The organism is Pseudodesulfovibrio sp. JC047, assembly GCF_010468615.1.
Taxonomy (GTDB): Bacteria; Desulfobacterota; Desulfovibrionia; order Desulfovibrionales; family Desulfovibrionaceae; genus Pseudodesulfovibrio.
Genome location: NZ_WUEH01000001.1, coordinates 16,715 through 34,745 on the forward strand (window position 1 = coordinate 16,715; position 18,031 = coordinate 34,745).

Genomic DNA, 18,031 nt, shown 5'->3' on the forward strand with positions numbered 1-18,031 from the left:
TTCGAGTCCTTTTTATTTTGTGATTTATTTGATCATATGAATCATGCATTGCCAAAAGGTGCAGTTCTCATGATTTCACGGCGTAAAAAAAGGCCTTGGAGATTTTTATACGTTTCCGTCTCCTTTGCTGCCCGACCTGCCGTGTCCAAAAGCTCACGCAACTCATTCTGATCCAAGACAAAAGCACCTACTTGGTCGGCCAGTGTCTCAAATTCGGCAGGACTTTGATTTTTGAAATCTAACAAATTTGCACTCACCATGCTTCACCTCCATAGTGTTTCATTTATGAAATCATAATTTCAAATATGAATTAATTGGTCAACACCAAATTAGACATTTGTTTCAAATATGAAATAATGATTTCATTTGAAGGATACTAGGATAGCGTGTAAGCATACTTACATGGACGAAAAATGGAATGATGAAGCCAAAAAAATTCTGAAAAGCCTCCTGGCACGAAATGGTAAGACTCAGAAAGAGTTAGCTGAACTGTTATGTCAGCATGGGTGCAAGGAAACACGCTCCAGCGTGACAACAAAAATTAACCGCGGAAAATTTACATTCGCTTGGTTCCTCTTGGTGCTCAGCATTCTCGATTTGCAGCCGGAATTCAAAAAATCTGACACACCGTAATACTGTCTTTTGACCACTCGTACCGATCCCTCTTTACAATCTGTCCAATGCACTGCGCGGGGATACAAAGAACCGCTACAAGCCTATTCATCAAATCGCTCCACCATCTTTTCAACGCCCAAGGCGTGATGGTGGACCACCCAATGCAATAAGTTGCGGAATATCTCGTAATATTCATCTATAGCGATATGGACCCGACGAAAGTCCTGGCCAAACTGCTTATAAGTTGAATTCATATGGCTATCTAAGCGCATATTCATTCCTTTCAGGCAATTCAATCCACCACTTTTCTAAGCCATCGGCGTAACCGAGGGCTGTCCAATCAACTCCACAGTCATGGCCAACCTGATGGACGTGGTAATGACCGAAAAACCATTGCTTCGGCTTCACAATTTCAAGAATGGCGTCCAGCATCTTCGGGGTCGGCTCCTTGAATTTGGCAAGCCATGGCAACGAGGCATAGCCAAAGGGTGGACTCTTCTCGATACTGAAACAAGTCGGAGCCGTGTGGCTGATAACTATATCAACCGGCTCGTCCAGCACTTTGGCGAAGTCCGAATACGAGGGCAATTCCTGGGGGAACCAATCCCGGCCACGTTTGCGATGAACCTTGTCGATTGACTCAGCGCCACCGAAAAACAGCACTCGTCGACCATCAGCAAGCACGAGTATCGAGCCGCGTGGCTGATAGAAGCAACCAGGTGCGACTTCGAGCTGGCCGGTTCCCTGGATCAACTCAAGCGCTTCATGGTCCTCATGATTCCCATCGCACCAATAGACTTTGGTTCTGCCAAGTTCGAATTCCGGATCGTCTGGTGGCCATCCTGGATACTCTTTTGGCCAGTACCCAAAATCGCCCACTTGCAAAATGGCGTCAGGCTGTTTGTCTTGCACCAGGTCATTGAGGGCTTCAAAACGCCCATGAAGATCACCTACCACTAGAATCATAGCTGAAACAACTCCTGAAGCCGTTGAAAGGACACTGGGTAAAAGTCATGGCAATCCACGCCTACGTCCAAGGACAAACCAAAGGGTTCGAGTAAACCGTGGCTATGGCCAAAGACGTGCCAACTCCCATAATGGGATCGTGGCCATACGCGCATGGCGTAATGGCATACGACCACAAGCTGCTTGTCGACCTGGACCGTGTGAATGTCTGGCGCCCTGCGAGGCCCAAGCCAGTTGTCATGTGAGCCGTATAAAAAAATGTGTTCGCCATTGAGCCGGCTGATATACTTTTCCTCGGCCAACTCACGCGTTTTGACAAAGGCAAAATCGCCGGCATGAATGACGGCATCCTCCGGCCGCACAACCGCGTTGTGACGCCGGATCAGCTCCTCATCCATTTCCTCGACCGAAGAAAAGGGACGACTTTCGTATTCCAAAACCTTGGCATGCCCAAAATGCTCATCGGCGGTAAAGTAAAACAACACGCCCTCCTCTCATATTCCCAAATCCACCAACGATACGTTCATTCCCCACCATAACAATTAACCATTTCGAACCATCTGGAACCATGAGCCACATATTCCACGCCCCACGTACCTTCTAAGGCCTCTTTCAGCGTCTCACGGACCGAATATATGATAATCTCGACTGCTGGATATCTCTCAATTTGAACCTTTCGAGCTTAGCTATCTGTCAAAAGAAGCGGCAATTATTGATGATTAAAGCAAAATCAGCTTTGTTGCGAACTCTGGAAGCGTGAGTCATATATTTATCGGGGATATACGTTCGAACTAGGCTTCAAATCACGCCGTTTTACTGGCTGCGATCCTGTTACTTGAACTAACCCTCGCCTGCTCCCTTTTCGCCTTTGACTGGCCAAGCCATAATTCCCTTGAGTTCGATCCGAGCAATGTCCCATGGCAATGGCAATTTGCTCCTTGGAGACTCCAGCCCCTTTCAAATCTGCTGAAAATTGGTGTCTGAAGGAGGCCATCGAGACTTTACCTTTCCAGCGCTTTCCGAGAGCCTTAATTACAGCAAGCTCAACTGCCCCTCGAACAGCCCTATCACTCGCTGCAGGTTCACAACAAAGAGCCCCCCCAGCCTTTTCTACCAAACGGTAGAGCCCGTGCTCCATTGTTGAAACCGGACAAATCACCAGTTCGCGTTTCATCTGCCCATAGCCCTGACCAGTTTTTGCGCCATAAAATGTCAAAACAAGCTTCTTGTCATGTATGATCAAATGCACGCCATCAGAAACTAGCCCTTTACCGACTTCTCTTCCCGGATATAATTCCGCGGGCCTACAACCCGACGCAGCTAAAACAAGAATTAATAATCTGTGTTGCCGAGGCACGGCTCTGAACAACTCCATCTGCCAATCTGGGATCGCTTTATTGAGCCGACCCAGATATTGGCGCTTGCCTTTTCGAGATTTCTTATCCACCTGCACTTTTGGATGTGCCGAAGGCCGTCCTTCACGCTTTCTTTGTCGGCCGTAATCTGGGGCTTGGTCTTCGAGTAAACGTGCGCTGTCCAATATCATGGACTCAAGATGCTCAGCTTGCTCCAAGGCTCCTTCGTCGGCGATCCTTCTCAACGCTTTCACATTCTCAAACCTCTGAATAATCTGCTCGGCCAGTCCATATTGGTAGCCTGCCTTTAGTGCATAGTACCTACGCTTGCTCAATGGTTTCGCTGAACTCTTCTCGTTGGCATATGCCTGTGGCGTGAGCCCCCTATCGTCGAGTTGATGAAACGACCGCAAATATCCTTTTCGGGTGCTCTCTTTGAGACTCCGATCAACGATCTTTCGAGCCATCTTTGCAGCTTGTTTCAAATCCATTTTGACAGCCATTGTTAATATGTATTTTGATTTTCCAAGCCTCCCCTCTGCCCTTCCGGGCAGCTCCCCTCACAGAGGGGAAAATATAGGCTTATGTCCAAAATCTGCGGCGTGAATCACGCCATTTTTCGCAGGCTCAAAATGTCATGCTTCTCGCAGCAAATTTGCCCCATAAGCCTATATTCGCGGTAGGCTAAACGTCGCCTACCGCGAATATGAAGACGACTCGTGATTCACTTCTAGAAATCATATTGAAAATCATCCACTCCCCCTCCCGGCTGACCTACGGATTCAAGAGCAAAATTCCAACATGCAAACACGGATCGAATGCAAGGATCTACACCCGGGACATCTGTTTTCCAAAGCTCCGCCCCTGTTTGCCTACTTACCTGCAACAACACATCCCAGGCCACCTCTTCTGGGCTGGCTCCAGGCAGGACACACCAACTCGCGAGGCACATGCTGCGGGTCAAGAGGTTATGAAACCGGCCCGAATAGTAGGCGTTCCACATGACTAAAGGTGACAGCCTTTGTTCGTGAGCCAAATCGTGGCAATACGGAGGGGGAAAAGGGCTCTCGAACGCCTTTAAACGGTCATCGAGGGCAACCCTATACTCTCGATAGCTTCGTGCTTGTTGCGTATTTAGTAGATGCTTAAGGACAAGCGACATATTAGACCCACTAATAGGTGCTCGAAAAACCAATTCCAGGCCTTGATTGCCTTTGAGCTTTCGGAGGCACAAAGGATTCAGCCACGTCCTTATCAATCAGCCAGGCCTTCTCTATCTGCCTAGCCTCGATGATCCCCTTTTCACACCACTGTCGTGCAATGCGGATTGAGACATCATGCAGTTTGACCAGCCCTTCTACGGGGTAGCCGTTATACTCTTTAAGAACCGACTCAATGTACTGATCGTGATGCCTGCAGCGGTCATTGAGTTCCCTTCGGGCTGCAAGCACATCTTCATAGGCAGACTTCTTGGGCCAGAGGTCGAAGTGGTCGAACCTATTTACCCTTTCCAAGGCTCTATTGGCATTTTTGAGCCCAAAATCGAGCCCTGCAAGGTAGGTGTCAACTTTCGGTTTTGGAAGATCGTCCCCCCCCCATGGCCACGGCCCGGTGTAGCTTCTCTTCTCGAATTTTTGTTCGCTAAAGATGATACGCACTTCCATGTGAGCCCCCTCAAGAGCCTTCCACTGTTCCATTATTTTACGTGTCGAGTAGTCAACAGCTTCCATCAACAACTCACGAGCAAGGTCGATAAGCGATGTGCTATCGCCATCAAAAAAGTCACGGTCAACGTTGATATAATCCAGGATGAACTTATGCAGGTTGAAAGGATCTCCGACAGACCTACATATGCTGTCAACATTGCAGTGTCCATTCAACACATTGTGACGAAACACAGCTGCAAAGCGGTTGTGAATCTTCCATGCCTTGGCCACAGCATTAACGAGTTGGGTTTCAGTGACCTTCTCGCCGGCGTAGAGTTTTTCGAGAAGCTCTACACAAAGGACATACGCTTCACGAGCCTGCTCATCCATTATCTCAGTAAATCTCTTCATGTTGGGCATGAAGCCTCCTTTGGCTTTCAATTTCTTCCTTTTCATTGGCTGCCTTTTGCCTTTCGCGCCGAAGGAGCTTGGAGGCGGAGCCGACTCTTTCCCTATTTAACTGCCACTGATTCATAATCCCGCTCTTCTTTTCTTGGGTAAGTAGGGTAAGAAGAGGATAAGAATATATAATATGATGCAACCTGACGAACTGGGACGTCACCCTTAACGGTTGGAGGACGTCATCCTTAATCTTCATTTTTTCAGGGACGTCACCCTTACTGATTTTTCGCGAACAGGGACGTCACCCTTAATCATTCATACTACTAGGGACGCCATCCTAAAATTTTATCCCCATTAGGGACATAATCCTTAGGAATCAGCACTTGCCAAACATTGCAAACCCCGCCGTTTTAATTGATTTTGCACAAACTGGGACATCATCCTTAACGCCTTTGCAGCAATTTCTCGTTGACCTTTTTGCGTATTCCATTCGCCCGTATCAACTCCTTCCGTACAAATCTGAAATGAACATTGAGCCTAAAATTGTAATCAACGATTTTTCGCCCCTGCTTTTTATGCTCCTCTACAAATGATTCAATAACTTTTGCAGCTTTCAATTCGTCTAAACCAATCCGAAACTTCTTCGCATTGTCAGACAGCTTTGAATACACAACAAAACCATGGCGATTAACAAAAGATTTCAAATAAATGTTGATTGGCGGCTGCCTGTAAGTAGCACCATAAAATCGCAGACTTAACTGCTTATATATTCTGCGTGCGTAGCGACTTTTAAACCCCATACACAACTCATAGTTAATCTGGCGAAAAAGCCCTTCCTTAAGATGCTGGGAAACAAGGGGGTGAAGTTGGACATACCCGCGCCCATCCTGAGCATCTGTAGACAACAAGAATTCAGGGTATGTGCTTGTCCCAGCTACGGCCTCACCTTTTTCGTCTTCAAGAATAATCCGGGCTCCGCCAAGGATCTGAATAGCTTCCTTAATCTCACTGTAACTATAGCTATGACTGATACGTTTCAGTTCTTGCTGAATTTGACCAATGGTTACGGCAACTCTTGTTGTGTCCTTCAATTCAAAAAGGCTTTTGTTTTCAATCGCAATTTTTGTAATTGCATCTTCCACAAACTCCTCTCGGGTCCCTATGAACATCTCCTTGGTTCCAATCATCATGCCAGTTTTAGGATCTCGAATTTTGATACGAGCTGGGTGAAGAACTACTTTGTACAAAATCCCATTAGCTTTGAATTCTCGTTCACGTGACTCAAGATGTTTTTGGTCAGTCGGCTCATCATGCACATACTTCGGTATCTCGTTGTAAAGCTCCACCATATTTGAATATTCATCGTCAACATCATAATAAAAGAGGCTTAATTGATGTGCTGAGGGCACAGACAACTTATTCCCTGCAGCCCTCTGTTTGTCGTCGATGTGCTTCATGATGAAGCCATTATTATTTGTTGACATTCGATATGTCAAGAAGTACTTATTGATCACGCAACAAATACAAATCATCAAAATGCAATGACAGACAATCAACTTAAGTGCCTGACATACAAAGAACTTGCTTCACTCATGCACCTGGAGCACAAAACCATGTATAATGTTTGGAAAGCTCTTCCTCACTTTTTTGTCACGCCCAAAGGGTGGGACAACCCTCGGCTAGAATCAGCAAGATTTGATTATTTTGAAGTGATTGCGCATTGCAAAGCCATGAGCCGGCATCAAGAGGAGGCTGCAAATGGCAGTCAACGTATGGTTTCGTCCTTATCCAAGGAAGGGAAAGAAGTATCGCGCGTACTTCAAATACAAAGGGAAACAGCCGTCCAAAGCTGTAATGACCAAGAAGGAAGGTCGCGAATGGGCCGAGCAGAAAGTCAAAGAAATAGACGCGGAACTCAAGAAGGAAAAGTCTCTGGCTTTGATGTTTTCCGCAGGGTCCAAGGAGTATCTTGAAGACTGCGCTTGGATGCAGCGGCAAACAATCAACGAAAAATACCACCAGTACACTAGCTTTGCAGAATGGATGGTCAAAACCATCCTGAATAAGCCAGTCGATTTCTCCTTTGACTCGATCACTATTGAAATTGCTCGCAAATACTATCGCTATGTTCAGGCCAAGGTGTCCACAAAGACGGCCAATAACCACCTCAAGAATCTCAAGGCTATGTGGAACTGGCACATGGCAGAAGCTCGAACGAACTTCAATCCTTGGACCCATATCAAAAAAAACAAGGGAGAAGAGCACCAAGAATATGTTCCCCCCACTGAAGACGTCGTAGCCGTCCTCCTCGCCGCCAAGCCTTGGCAGCAAAACTACCTCAACATCATCCTCAAGACAGGTTGCCGCGCCAGCGATCCCCGCCGGCTAACATGGGATTTCGTTAATTTCGAACAAGAATGGATTGCCTTCTGGACAATGAAGCGCCAGGGCGGAGAGAAAAAATACCGTAAGATAGCGATGCCCAAAGGCAGCACACTTTACAACATCCTGAAAAGACGTTGGAATGAGCGAGACAATAGAAGCATATACGTCTTTACCAACCCGGAAACGGGCACAGGTTACGTCCGCAATGCGTGGGACTTCAAATACATGCTCAAAGACGCTTACAACTACCAGAAGCTAAAAGATGGAACAAAAGTCAAACGCAGAGAAAAGGTGGGCCTGTGCTCCAAGGCAGGAGTTAAGCTTTTCACCCTAAAATCACTTCGACATTTCGTCGCTCTGCGCCTTGATGACTCTGGCAAGGCAAGCCTAACCGACATCCAAAAGCTACTTGGCCACGAAAAGGCCACAACCACAGATACTTATCTCAAAGGGCTCCGTGGAGATTCTCAGCGAGCAGCCGCGATCTTGGACGATGATGACCTTCTAAAAAGTTCAGAATTGAATCAAAATGGTGCACAAAATGGTGCACACCCCTCAGATGAGACAGAATAATCACAAAAAAAGGGCTTACGACGTACATCGTAAGCCCTTGAAATATGGCGGAGAAGGAGAGATTTGAACTCTCGAACGAGCTTAACACCCGTTACACGCTTAGCAGGCGTGCGCCTTCAGCCAACTCGGCCACTTCTCCGTGCTCGATACGCTTGTTGGTGACAACAACGTGTCGAGGAAAGACCGTCTACACTTTTCATCCAGTGCTTGTCAATAAAGAGAGCCGATATTTACCTTTTTTTCCGAGTTTTTCCCTTTTCTTCCTTTTCATCGCGACGACGCTTGCTCTTCAAAGCCTTGTATTTGGTCTCGTGACGGCGAGTCTTGGCACCACCGATGCGTTCGCGGCCTGGGCCTCGTTTGCCCATAGCGGAAATACCACGGTTCTTTTCCCATTCCTTTTTGTCATGGCTTGACCGAAACACGATATTCACAGGCGCGGTCTTGATACCCAACATTTTACGGAACTGGTTTTCCAAATACCGAATGTAGGACGTCTTGACGAGAGTATGGTCATTACAGAAAAAGACAAATGTTGGAATCTCTTCATCTGCTTGAGTCACATAGAAAAATTTAGGTCTACGGCGTTTCACAACCGGCGGTTGCTGGCGTTCCAACACGGCCTGGAGCGATCGGTTGAGAATTCCTGTCCCAATACGAATCTTGCATTCCTGGCGCATGGCCTCGGCAATGGGGAGCAATTTCCCGACCCCCACGCCCTTATGCGCGCTCGTCATGACAATGGGCACATGCGGGATGATCCGCAGTTCATTCCTGAATGCTTCCAACGCCCGATTCGTCTCTTTGCGAGGGACCAAATCGGCCTTGTTCACCACGACAATAAATGGCGTCTTTTCCTTGGACAAAAACTCGATGAGTCGCTTGTCCTGTCGCCCCACGCCAAGCGTGATGTCGATCGTCAAAATCGTCACGTCCGACCGCTTGGAATTCTTCAACGCACGAATCACACTGATTTTTTCCAAATGTTCCTGAATATTCGCTCGCCTGCGAACTCCGGCAGTGTCTACAAACGTATACCGCTTGCCCCGCTTCTCGAAAGTCACGTCAATGGAATCACGAGTGGTTCCGGCCACATCGGATACAATAAGCCGATCTTTGCCGATCACTGCATTGATAATGGAAGATTTACCTGCATTCGGTCGCCCAAGCATCGTCAGACGCAACCCTTTCTCAATGCCGTCATCCTCTTCTTCGGGAAGATTCAAATCAACGACAAATTGTTTCACCCGATGACGGACATCGTGCAATTTATACCCATGCGCAGCGGAAACCGGTAAAAAATCGATACCAAGTTCATGAAACTCGCTCGTCATCTCCGCTTCAAATTCACTGCCGTCTACCTTATTCACCAGCATGAAGACCGGCTTGCCTGATCGACGCACATATTCTGCGGCCTGCTGATCGAGCGGCGTCAGCCCCTCTTTGCCGTCCACCACAAAAATAATGGCGTTGGCCTCATTAATGGCCTCCTGCGCCTGTTCAAAAATTTCATCTTCGAAATCCTTGGATAATTCGGGCGTGGCTTCGGACTCCAATACCATACCACCGGTATCGATCAGATCAAAACGCACGTCACCCATCTGGCATTCGCCATAGATACGGTCGCGCGTCACACCGGGCATATCGTGGGTAATGGCCCTCGACTTCCTCAATAGACGATTAAAAAGAGTGGATTTACCCACGTTAGGGCGACCCACAAGGGCGACGATTGGCAACATACTGGCTCCAGAGTAGAAATTAGCACGAAACAATGAAATCCCGCACTTTCCGTTTTTAGGGGAAGAGCGGGATTAGCGTATCTTTAAACGAATGTCGAGTCTATCCCTCAGGATAATCCTGAAAGAGTTTTTTAATTGATTCCGTATACGGCGGATACAGCACACCCTTTTCCGTGATAATCCCGGTAATCAATTCATTCGGTGTAGGGTCAAAGGCAAGATTGTAGACCTCAACTCCTTCGGGAGGGATACGATGATCGCCGATATGGGTGACTTCGCGTGGGTCCCGATCTTCAATGGGCACATCGTCACCAGACGCGGTCTCGGTGTCGATAGTATATTGCGGAGCTGCCACATAAAAAGGGATATTGAATCGGTCCGCAATAATGGCCACACCAAAAGTCCCGATCTTGTTCACCGCGTCCCCGTTGGCAGTGATCCGATCAGCACCAACGACCACTTTATCAACCAGGCCACGTTTCATGAGCAATGCACAGGCGTTGTCACACGCGACCTTCACGGGGATGCCATCCTTGTGCAATTCATACGCGGTCAGCCGCGCCCCCTGCAAAAACGGACGGGTTTCGTTGGCAATCACCGAGACCTTCTTGCCCTGATCGATGGCCCCTCGCACCACGCCCAAAGCCGTACCGTACCCGGCAGTGGCCAACGCACCGGCATTGCAATGGGTCATAATGGTATCACCGTCATCCATGAGCGCGCCACCGAACTGGCCGATGCGTTCACACATCTCGATGTCACCAGCATGGATCTCCTGTGCCCGTTGCAGCCAGATATCCAACACCGTTTCCAGAGAGACGTCACCAGCTTCACGCCAGATCCGCCGCATTTCACGCACCGCCCACCGAAGATTGACAGCAGTGGGACGAGCATCGTGAATCTGATCGAGCTTGGCTTCAAGCAACGTTTTCCAGTCACCGTCCATGCCCTGCACTTCGCGACCAGCGAGATAACAGCCGTATGCCGCAGTCACACCGATGGCGGGTGCACCTCGAACAACCATGACCACCAAGGCAAAACAAATGTCATCCGTGGTCGTGCATTCAAACCACTCTTCGCGATTAGGCAAGAATCGTTGATCAAGAAGGACAAGCGCATCTTTTTCTAGTGAATATTGAATATGTTCAGTCATTTGTTGCCTCCGGCATTTCGAAAACTGCGTCCACTGGGGACTCGTCTCACAGGATTACGCACAACATTGTCCACACACTCACGGACGGTTTGCGCCAATTCGATATCAGCCAAATACATCTCTCTCAAAAAAAGGGAGGCTCCCAAAAGACGCCTCCCTTGAAATCATCAGGACAATTTTTCCTGAATGAGCTTGGTCACAATACCAGGGTTGGCCTGGCCTTTGGAAAGCCGCATGACCTGCCCCATGAAAAAGCCCATGAGTTTCTTTTTGCCGCCCCTGAAGGCTTCGGCCTCTGACGGATTGTCGGCAATGATCTGATCGACCATGGCTTCCAGTTCGCCGGAATCGGACACCTGCACCAACCCCTTGGCCTCAACGTATTCCGCCGGATCAGCACCAGACTCGCACAGTTCCACAAAGATATCTTTCCCGATCTTGACGGAAATGGTGCCGTCATCGACCAGTTTCAGCAACACAGCCAATTTCTCGGGCGAAAGTTTGACATCACATGCTTCGCTCTCCGATTCATGGCAAAACGGCAGCAACTCACCGACCACCCAGTTGGTGACCTTTTTGGCCTCACCACCATACGCGGTGACAGCGGCCTCGTAATATTCGGCAACAGCCCTGTCCTGTGTAATCAGGGCAGCGTCATAGTCGGCCAACGCATACTGTTCCATGAAACGATGCCGTTTTTCACGGGGTAACTCGGGCAACTCGGACCGCCACTGTTCGATCCATTCGGTATCGAGCACCAGCGGGACAAGATCCGGGTCCGGGAAATACCGATAGTCATGGGCCTCTTCCTTGCCACGCATGGACTGGGTAATGCCCTTGTCCACATTGTACAATCGAGTTTCCTGCACGACCTTTTCGCCATCTTCCACGAGATCGATCTGCCGCTCGACTTCATAGTTGATCGCCTTGAGAATGTGCTTGAACGAGTTGAGATTCTTGAGTTCCGCACGAGTGCCGAATTCCTCCTGCCCATAGGGACGGACGGAAATATTGGCGTCACACCGAAAACTCCCCTCTTCCATATTGCCATCGCAAATGCCGAGATAGAGCAGAACGGACCGAATTTCCTTGAGGTAGGCGATAGCTTCTTCCGCACTCCGCATATCAGGTTCAGAAACGATTTCGATAAGCGGAACGCCGGTCCGGTTCAAGTCCACAAAACTGGCATTGTCTGCCGCAGAGTGAATGTTCTTGCCCGCGTCCTCTTCCATGTGAATCCGGGTCACGCCGATCCGCTTCTGTTCGCCATCGACCTCGATGGTCACATGCCCATGTTCACAGATGGGCAGTTCGAACTGGGAGATCTGATATCCTTTGGGCAGATCGGGATAAAAATAATTTTTCCGGGCAAAGACCGACTTGCGATTGATCTCACAATTGATGGCCAGGCCCATTTTTGTTGCATATTCTGCAACTTTTTCATTCAGCACGGGCAATACGCCGGGCATACCGGAACAGACTGCACACACGTTTTCATTGGGGTCCTTACCGAATTCGGTAGAACAGGAGCAAAAAATCTTGGTCTTGGTCTTGAGCTGCGCGTGCACCTCAAGGCCAATAACTGTTTCGTAGCGGGACATGTCGCGTACCTTATGACTTGTTGTGATAGAGTTCCGGGTTCAGGCTGGGATCATTGTACATCTTGAACTGAAAATACACCTTGGGCTTCTTGGTGCCAGCCGCGTATTCATCGATCAATTCCAAAATGGCCTGTCCCAAATCCGCGTGTTGACGCATCAGGACATCCACTTTGGTTGTGCATTGTTTCAAATGCGCTTCATCGACATCCTTGCGATGACACTGTTCCTTCATGTGGTAAATCTTGAGCGACTGAATAGACAACCGATCCAGGGCTGCGCCCACGGTCTCAGTGTTATACTTTTCCACCGCGTCACCAGGCAGCCACGAGGCCATCATGCCGATAAGACATTCATCAACCCGCTCGATCAAATCATTTCGCTTCTGATTAAGCTTATCGATGGCATATTTGCAATCCGCGATGACCCTGGCTTCCACGTCCTTACGACGAGCACGGTCCTCGACATGCCACAGTTGAAAATTCGCCCAATGCTGACGGGCTATGAGTTCACGCAAACCGGACACGCCACTCAGGTCGTCAGCCGGCTCGCCTTCATAGACGGGTTCGCCATAATGCCAATCCATCACTGACCGGGTCTGGTGAGCGATGGCGTCCTGAAGAGTCTCTTTCGTAAGATCTATGGTAATATCAGCCATTGATGAGTGCTTCTTTGCTTATAAGGAGATACACGGTGGCCTCAGTTTTTATATTGTTGGCAATAGGCTCCACCGCTTTGCCTTCGCCGATGTAATAATCCACTCGTGGTCCGCGAATGGCAGTCCCGGTATCCTGTGCCAGACCGATCCCGGACACAATCCGTTTGCCAACCGGACGACCGTTCCGGGCCTCGGGAATTTCCGCTTCAAAGGCAAGCAGACTGCCGAGCGGCAACAGCTTTCGGTCTGTAGCCAGTGAAACCATCGGCGTCAACGGCTTTCCAATGGTTCCCTCGGGTGGAGAATCCTGCAACCGAAAAAAAACATAACTTCTATTTTCCGCCATCAATTGAAACATCCGTTCGGGATGTTTGTCAAAATACGCTTTGACGTGCTCCTTGGACAACCGCCCTTTCGGCAGCAAGCCCCGCGCATGAAGAATTCGGCCAAGACTCCTGAATCCATACCCGTTCTTGGCCCCATACAACAGGTTTCGCGTCGAGCCGTCCGGCAACCGAAGCCGACCACATCCTTCAACCTGCATATAAAAAACATCGATCGGGTCTTTGGCCCAAGCGATTTCCAGCCCACGACCATTCAGAACCTTACGGACATCCATGTCACCCCGATCATAATATGACTGAACCCGGCCTTTCTCCACCCGATAAAATCGTTTATGTCCCCGAACCTTGCCGTACCGCAAGTCTTCGGGCACCCCGTAAATCGGAAATTCATAGCCGGGACGTCGAGTCAGACTGGCCGGAATTTCCGGGGTATAATACCCTGTCATAACCGGATTTTTCGTCATTCCATACCAAATGAATCGTTGCCCAAGCAGGGCCGGATTTTCATCCAGATGTGGTAAGAGATCAAGGAATTCTTCAAGAGAACGCACCACCTGCCCCCACGTCAGCACCATCCCGGGCCGGACTAAAGCCGGGGCATCCGGCGTCATGTTCATTGCGTATTCAAGACTCCGCTGAACCGGGTCTTCCAACGCCATCCACGACGAAAGTCCCTGACTGGCTATATCGATCCGGGCTGTGCTCTCAGCCCCTTCGACGGTGGACAGCGGAAAAAACATGTCACATGTGGGGATCGTTTCCGGTTCCCGAACCATACGCAAACGCAGGCGTTCGGTCACCCCCGCTCCGCTGAGACCGCCGATATGCAGAGACTCGACAGCATCCGCAGAGCCCTCGGGCGACTCCGCTTCTTGGGCCTGTTCCAAAGACGTCGACCCCACTGCGCCAGACGGATTTTCGGAATCGGAACGAAACCACACACCGTTCTTGGTACAGGAAACAAGAACGGCACAGCACAATACCGAAAGAACAATTCGCAGGATTTGTCCAAAAAAAGTGCGCATTCAGATTTTCATATTCCACTTACGGTTACAGCCAGTCCAACGCATCCTATCCACAAGAATCTATGGCCACATCACAAAACTTTCCCACACCGTATTCTCGTCTTCGGAAAAACTTTTCGGGATTCGGTCCAATAATCTGCAATTCAGGGTGTGTTTTCTGCACATCAAGCGCGATATGCATTTCCTTGGTACATCCGGTCGAATAGGTGGCGTCCTTGCCGGTCCAGACCGGCGGGACCTTCCGTCCCATCAGCTCGAAGCTCTTCTCAATATCGAAATACGTCTGGAAACGCCAGACATTGATGTACCCGCTTCGCTGCACCTTTTCCCACATGAACATCAGATCATCCGCGTCCATGCCTTCTTCGAAGTGCTCGCCGGGATTAATGATATACGCATCAGCGAGCTGTGACCGAAGGTGAGCCACAAAGGTCGTGATGACCTCGATGGCGGCCTGGGTCTGTCCCGGAACCGACCCGATGATGCCGGAATAGAACATGACCGTTTTCCCCAAAGATCGGGCCACACGCATTTCAGCGATAATCTCGTCCGCCTTGGCCGCGATATATTGCTCGCTAAAGGACACCACGGAATCTGGTTTCGGCCGATAGTGCAAATGGAATTCGCCGGAGGCGTCCCGGTAGAAATTGACGATATCCCGCGTGAAATCGTGACTGCTCTCGATCAATCGATTATGAACATCCTGCCCTTTGGCCAATACCAAATCACATTCCTTCCAAGCCCGAGCAAAGGTCACGGACGCCCGATACGGATTGAACCGCTCACGGGTGCCATCCGAAATCACGACAAAAGGATGCTGGGCCATAATTCCCAACAATTCATTTTTGGACAGGGTATCCTGACTGACAAATTGTGCTCCATTGAACGCCTTGGCCAAAACCGGATCATTATCCCGATCCCAAAATGTGGGATGCTCGAAATAAAATCCTTCCTTCAAGGCCATGACCACGCGATGCCCCAGACGAAGCAGGGTCTGAACCACCTGCAAATCAAACATGATGCCACCGGAACGGTTGGGAAGGTACAAAATGCGATGCCGCTTCTCCCCTTCCTTGCCCAATCGCTCAAAAACATCTCGAAACACCCGTGTCCCTTCCCGGACTTCTTCATTCAAACCAGACGACCGAAGGGCCTGTTCGGAAAACGCCTCTGGCTGCAAAGAGTCGGTGGCCGTGGAAATTCGCATGAGCCGTTCAATTTCGAGCATATCAATCTTGAACCGAAGATCATCGATCCGTCCGGGCTGCTCAACATTGGCCAGACACCCGTTGACCATGGCGTCAAATCCGGCACTTTGCACAATCTCGGCCGCCTTGCTGTTCAACGTCCGACGAATATCTCTATATGGATCATCAATGCCGCTCTGTGTCATAAAAATGGTGATGAACCGTTTCATCAAACGAGACGGTAAAATGATGGGAGACGCCAGGACCATCCTGAATTTATGCCGGGCCAACTGGATAAACCGACGTGCGATTTCCCTGTCCGTACAAAACGCACGGGACAAACCGATAAACGTCTTCCACTGAACTAAATATTCATCCAGCAATCGTTTGGGCAAACCATCTTCGAGCAACATCCGAAACATCCAGTCCGAACACGGGGCGTAAAACTCTCCTTCTTCAAGAGCCATCATGAAACGAATCTGTTCACCCGACGCGTTCTTGTCGGGATCAATGGAATATTCAAGATGATTTTCAGTCATGAAATGCAACAACAACGCATCAAGCGTCGCGTCCTTGCCATACTGAATATCACGAATAGAATCTATATGTCGGGATAAACCCATGGGAACCTCTCACATCGTATTTTTGGAGTCCTATCGTTTATCATACACATTTTTCGCCAAGAATCACACATTCGCACACATCACAAAAAACCATTTATTCAGTAAATATTCATTTTTTAATCACCCGAAAAAACAGGCATGAAAACAGAGATAATACATTGAAAAAATACGATATTTATTGATTTTTACCACGTTAAAAGTATCAAAAGGAAAACACGTTTCTCGATTTTTTCCCATCTTTCCCCTAAAGTAATTTTGCAAACAGTCGATTGTATCAATGAAGAAAGGAGAAAAACCGTGACTGCGTCATCTGCCACTGTTCGAAATATGCTGCGCACCTATGGGAAGCAGCTTACGAACGCGAAGCGTCTCGCTCGCTTCAGGCAGACAATGGACGACGGAGAACCCCAAAAGGACCTCTCCAGACAGGCGAAACGCCGAGAACTCGTCGAACGCATCGCCCATGAGATCATTGAAAACCTGATCGTCAATTCCGACCCGCCCCCGGTGGTCAAGGCTATCCTTGCCCAGCTTGAGCAGGAGTTAGGACATCGGTATTTTTTCGAGTATTCGCTTGAAGGTGGCGACGTTCAGATATTTGAAGAGACGTATAGGGGATCGCAGGGGCTGGACGAGATGGAAAGAGACGAAGTCATGCGCCGATTGTGGGAAATAACACTGTCAAAGGTGGACGACACCATGCTTTGATGACCCCGTTCACACGGGAGGGACACCATGGTTATCAGGAACATCGCGGGAGATCAGAACCCGTATGCGAACAAAAAAATTGAACGGCCACACGCCAAAGATCTGCAACGGACATCGGATTCCGCAAGGAATGCAGGAGACGCCGCCGACCAGGTTGTGCTGTCCTCTGAAGGCCGTCTCCGTGGAGCTGCGCTACAAACAGCAAACGAAACCCCGAATGTCCGCCGCGAAAAGGTGGACGCACTCAAAAAACAGGTTCAGGACGGTTCATATCGACCGGACATAAAAAAGGCCGCCGCGAACCTTATTCGCGAAGACCTTGATCTTTTTGTCTAACCTGTCGGGAATTCGGCCCGGTATCAGCCTTTGATCGGGTTGAAATGGGTGGGATACCCTGTTTCAGTCTGCGGAATCTGAAGCCCTATCCGGTTCTCGGTATTGATGACGATCGGTCCCTGAAGATTCAGGGTGGTGTCTTCAGGTTTAGCCTGTGGGATACTGACTGTCACCAACACGGCCAACTGATGAACATTCTCGACCTTGAGAACTTTTCGGTCCCCATTTTCGATCTTCACATCATATTCATCCAGAAAAGCATATGGATCGGCCACGAGCAGCCCAAGCCCGGGATCAGTGACGCATTGCAGCAGGAGAAAAGGCGAATCATCGCTTTTGACGCTTAACAATGCGAATTCGCGCTTACTTTCAAGCCCGACGAGTCCCCGAGGAAAATAAATAATACCGTTCGGGCCGACTTCGCGCTCGCCCAGTCGCGTCATTATTTTTTGTGTTCTTTTTTTTGCCATAGCGCAGCCGCCGCGAGCAGGTCCTGCTGGGAAATTTCCAGCGCCTGCCTGTTCTGTTCCTTGATCTTCAGATACACCTCTTCCCGATAGACAGTCATGTCTTCGGGGACATCCAGGCCGATCTTTATCTGCTTCCCCTGAACACTCAGGATCTTGAGCTTGATAGTATCGCCCAAATACAGGCTTTCTCCCGGTCTCCGGGTCAGTATCAACATGTAATTCCTAATTCTTTCGTTCGGCTTATCCAC

General features: G+C 49.2%; 19 protein-coding genes and 1 tRNA gene. 4 read left to right on the forward strand and 16 right to left on the reverse strand.

What is annotated here, in order from left to right:
- Nucleotides 1–41 precede the first annotated feature (41 nt).
- Nucleotides 42–260: a hypothetical protein gene (locus GO013_RS00085; RefSeq protein ID WP_163808006.1), complete on the reverse strand. Its 219-nt coding sequence runs from the start codon at nucleotides 258–260 to the stop codon at nucleotides 42–44.
- A 142-nt stretch (nucleotides 261–402) separates the two neighbouring features.
- Between GO013_RS00085 and GO013_RS00090 the strand changes: the two genes are divergently transcribed.
- Nucleotides 403–633, forward strand: coding sequence for a DUF6471 domain-containing protein (locus GO013_RS00090; RefSeq protein WP_163808007.1), 231 nt, complete (start codon nucleotides 403–405; stop codon nucleotides 631–633).
- Nucleotides 634–716: 83 nt separating this feature from the next.
- Here GO013_RS00090 and GO013_RS00095 read toward each other — a convergent pair whose 3' ends face one another.
- The 6 genes from GO013_RS00095 to GO013_RS00120 all read right to left on the reverse strand — a co-directional run bounded on the left by GO013_RS00095 (nucleotide 717) and on the right by GO013_RS00120 (nucleotide 6,441).
- Nucleotides 717–869, reverse strand: coding sequence for a hypothetical protein (locus GO013_RS00095; protein WP_163808008.1), 153 nt, complete (start codon nucleotides 867–869; stop codon nucleotides 717–719).
- 4 nt (nucleotides 870–873) lie between these two features.
- Nucleotides 874–1,581 (reverse strand): metallophosphoesterase, encoded by a 708-nt coding sequence (locus GO013_RS00100; protein ID WP_163808009.1) that lies wholly within the window; start codon nucleotides 1,579–1,581, stop codon nucleotides 874–876.
- The gene (locus tag GO013_RS00105; protein WP_203529272.1) at nucleotides 1,578–2,063 is read right to left on the reverse strand and encodes a hypothetical protein; all 486 of its coding nucleotides are present in this window, start codon (nucleotides 2,061–2,063) and stop codon (nucleotides 1,578–1,580) included. The genes GO013_RS00100 and GO013_RS00105 overlap by 4 nt, the downstream gene beginning before the upstream one ends.
- Before the next feature lie 287 nt (nucleotides 2,064–2,350).
- Nucleotides 2,351–3,427: a site-specific integrase gene (locus tag GO013_RS00110; protein ID WP_163808011.1), complete on the reverse strand. Its 1,077-nt coding sequence runs from the start codon at nucleotides 3,425–3,427 to the stop codon at nucleotides 2,351–2,353.
- Nucleotides 3,428–4,108: 681 nt separating this feature from the next.
- Nucleotides 4,109–5,002: a hypothetical protein gene (locus GO013_RS00115; protein ID WP_163808012.1), complete on the reverse strand. Its 894-nt coding sequence runs from the start codon at nucleotides 5,000–5,002 to the stop codon at nucleotides 4,109–4,111.
- Nucleotides 5,003–5,427: 425 nt separating this feature from the next.
- On the reverse strand, nucleotides 5,428–6,441 hold the full coding sequence (locus tag GO013_RS00120; protein WP_163808013.1) for a RepB family plasmid replication initiator protein: 1,014 nt from the start codon (nucleotides 6,439–6,441) through the stop codon (nucleotides 5,428–5,430).
- Nucleotides 6,442–6,742: 301 nt separating this feature from the next.
- Here GO013_RS00120 and GO013_RS00125 point away from each other — a divergent pair, with 301 nt between their 5' ends.
- A complete protein-coding gene (locus GO013_RS00125; RefSeq protein ID WP_163808014.1) occupies nucleotides 6,743–7,942 on the forward strand; it encodes a site-specific integrase in 1,200 nt (399 codons plus the stop codon).
- A 45-nt stretch (nucleotides 7,943–7,987) separates the two neighbouring features.
- Here the strand turns inward: GO013_RS00125 and GO013_RS00130 are convergent.
- From GO013_RS00130 to GO013_RS00160, 7 genes are all read right to left on the reverse strand, one after another.
- Nucleotides 7,988–8,081, reverse strand: a tRNA-Ser gene (locus GO013_RS00130).
- A 91-nt stretch (nucleotides 8,082–8,172) separates the two neighbouring features.
- Nucleotides 8,173–9,681, reverse strand: coding sequence for a ribosome biogenesis GTPase Der (gene der, locus GO013_RS00135; RefSeq protein WP_163808015.1), 1,509 nt, complete (start codon nucleotides 9,679–9,681; stop codon nucleotides 8,173–8,175).
- Between the two features lie 100 nt (nucleotides 9,682–9,781).
- Nucleotides 9,782–10,834: an S-methyl-5-thioribose-1-phosphate isomerase gene (gene mtnA / locus GO013_RS00140; RefSeq protein WP_163808016.1), complete on the reverse strand. Its 1,053-nt coding sequence runs from the start codon at nucleotides 10,832–10,834 to the stop codon at nucleotides 9,782–9,784.
- Between the two features lie 167 nt (nucleotides 10,835–11,001).
- On the reverse strand, nucleotides 11,002–12,435 hold the full coding sequence (gene gatB, locus GO013_RS00145) for an Asp-tRNA(Asn)/Glu-tRNA(Gln) amidotransferase subunit GatB (RefSeq protein WP_163808017.1): 1,434 nt from the start codon (nucleotides 12,433–12,435) through the stop codon (nucleotides 11,002–11,004).
- A 10-nt stretch (nucleotides 12,436–12,445) separates the two neighbouring features.
- Nucleotides 12,446–13,090, reverse strand: coding sequence for a DUF4254 domain-containing protein (locus GO013_RS00150; protein ID WP_163808018.1), 645 nt, complete (start codon nucleotides 13,088–13,090; stop codon nucleotides 12,446–12,448).
- Nucleotides 13,083–14,459: an MltA domain-containing protein gene (locus tag GO013_RS00155; protein ID WP_163808019.1), complete on the reverse strand. Its 1,377-nt coding sequence runs from the start codon at nucleotides 14,457–14,459 to the stop codon at nucleotides 13,083–13,085. Before GO013_RS00155 ends, GO013_RS00150 begins: the two co-directional genes overlap by 8 nt.
- Before the next feature lie 46 nt (nucleotides 14,460–14,505).
- A complete protein-coding gene (locus tag GO013_RS00160; protein ID WP_163808020.1) occupies nucleotides 14,506–16,269 on the reverse strand; it encodes a hypothetical protein in 1,764 nt (587 codons plus the stop codon).
- A gap of 297 nt (nucleotides 16,270–16,566) precedes the next feature.
- On the opposite strand from GO013_RS00160, the gene GO013_RS00165 reads away from it, so the two are divergent.
- Nucleotides 16,567–16,977 (forward strand): DVU0524 family FlgM-associated protein, encoded by a 411-nt coding sequence (locus GO013_RS00165; RefSeq protein ID WP_163808021.1) that lies wholly within the window; start codon nucleotides 16,567–16,569, stop codon nucleotides 16,975–16,977.
- Nucleotides 16,978–17,004: 27 nt separating this feature from the next.
- Nucleotides 17,005–17,313: a flagellar biosynthesis anti-sigma factor FlgM gene (flgM, locus tag GO013_RS00170; RefSeq protein ID WP_163808022.1), complete on the forward strand. Its 309-nt coding sequence runs from the start codon at nucleotides 17,005–17,007 to the stop codon at nucleotides 17,311–17,313.
- Between the two features lie 23 nt (nucleotides 17,314–17,336).
- On the opposite strand, the gene fliW is transcribed toward flgM, so the two are convergent.
- Together fliW and csrA are read right to left on the reverse strand one after the other, a co-directional pair.
- The gene (gene fliW, locus GO013_RS00175) at nucleotides 17,337–17,756 is read right to left on the reverse strand and encodes a flagellar assembly protein FliW (RefSeq protein WP_239057686.1); all 420 of its coding nucleotides are present in this window, start codon (nucleotides 17,754–17,756) and stop codon (nucleotides 17,337–17,339) included.
- Entirely contained in the window at nucleotides 17,756–17,998 is a 243-nt protein-coding gene (gene csrA, locus GO013_RS00180) for a carbon storage regulator CsrA (protein WP_163808024.1), read from the reverse strand. Before csrA ends, fliW begins: the two co-directional genes overlap by 1 nt.
- Between the last annotated feature and the right edge of the window lie 33 nt (nucleotides 17,999–18,031).

What these genes read in the sequence shown, in the direction of transcription:
- GO013_RS00085 (WP_163808006.1), bottom strand. Translation starts at nt 260, where the DNA reads ATGGTGAGTGCAAATTTGTTAGATTTCAAAAATCAAAGTCCTGCCGAA.
- GO013_RS00090 (WP_163808007.1), top strand. Translation starts at nt 403, where the DNA reads ATGGACGAAAAATGGAATGATGAAGCCAAAAAAATTCTGAAAAGCCTC.
- GO013_RS00095 (WP_163808008.1), bottom strand. Translation starts at nt 869, where the DNA reads ATGAATTCAACTTATAAGCAGTTTGGCCAGGACTTTCGTCGGGTCCAT.
- GO013_RS00100 (WP_163808009.1), bottom strand. Translation starts at nt 1,581, where the DNA reads ATGATTCTAGTGGTAGGTGATCTTCATGGGCGTTTTGAAGCCCTCAAT.
- GO013_RS00110 (WP_163808011.1), bottom strand. Translation starts at nt 3,427, where the DNA reads ATGGATTTGAAACAAGCTGCAAAGATGGCTCGAAAGATCGTTGATCGG.
- GO013_RS00115 (WP_163808012.1), bottom strand. Translation starts at nt 5,002, where the DNA reads ATGCCCAACATGAAGAGATTTACTGAGATAATGGATGAGCAGGCTCGT.
- GO013_RS00120 (WP_163808013.1), bottom strand. Translation starts at nt 6,441, where the DNA reads ATGAAGCACATCGACGACAAACAGAGGGCTGCAGGGAATAAGTTGTCT.
- GO013_RS00125 (WP_163808014.1), top strand. Translation starts at nt 6,743, where the DNA reads ATGGCAGTCAACGTATGGTTTCGTCCTTATCCAAGGAAGGGAAAGAAG.
- der (WP_163808015.1), bottom strand. Translation starts at nt 9,681, where the DNA reads ATGTTGCCAATCGTCGCCCTTGTGGGTCGCCCTAACGTGGGTAAATCC.
- mtnA (WP_163808016.1), bottom strand. Translation starts at nt 10,834, where the DNA reads ATGACTGAACATATTCAATATTCACTAGAAAAAGATGCGCTTGTCCTT.
- gatB (WP_163808017.1), bottom strand. Translation starts at nt 12,435, where the DNA reads ATGTCCCGCTACGAAACAGTTATTGGCCTTGAGGTGCACGCGCAGCTC.
- GO013_RS00150 (WP_163808018.1), bottom strand. Translation starts at nt 13,090, where the DNA reads ATGGCTGATATTACCATAGATCTTACGAAAGAGACTCTTCAGGACGCC.
- GO013_RS00155 (WP_163808019.1), bottom strand. Translation starts at nt 14,459, where the DNA reads ATGCGCACTTTTTTTGGACAAATCCTGCGAATTGTTCTTTCGGTATTG.
- GO013_RS00160 (WP_163808020.1), bottom strand. Translation starts at nt 16,269, where the DNA reads ATGGGTTTATCCCGACATATAGATTCTATTCGTGATATTCAGTATGGC.
- flgM (WP_163808022.1), top strand. Translation starts at nt 17,005, where the DNA reads ATGGTTATCAGGAACATCGCGGGAGATCAGAACCCGTATGCGAACAAA.
- fliW (WP_239057686.1), bottom strand. Translation starts at nt 17,756, where the DNA reads ATGACGCGACTGGGCGAGCGCGAAGTCGGCCCGAACGGTATTATTTAT.
- csrA (WP_163808024.1), bottom strand. Translation starts at nt 17,998, where the DNA reads ATGTTGATACTGACCCGGAGACCGGGAGAAAGCCTGTATTTGGGCGAT.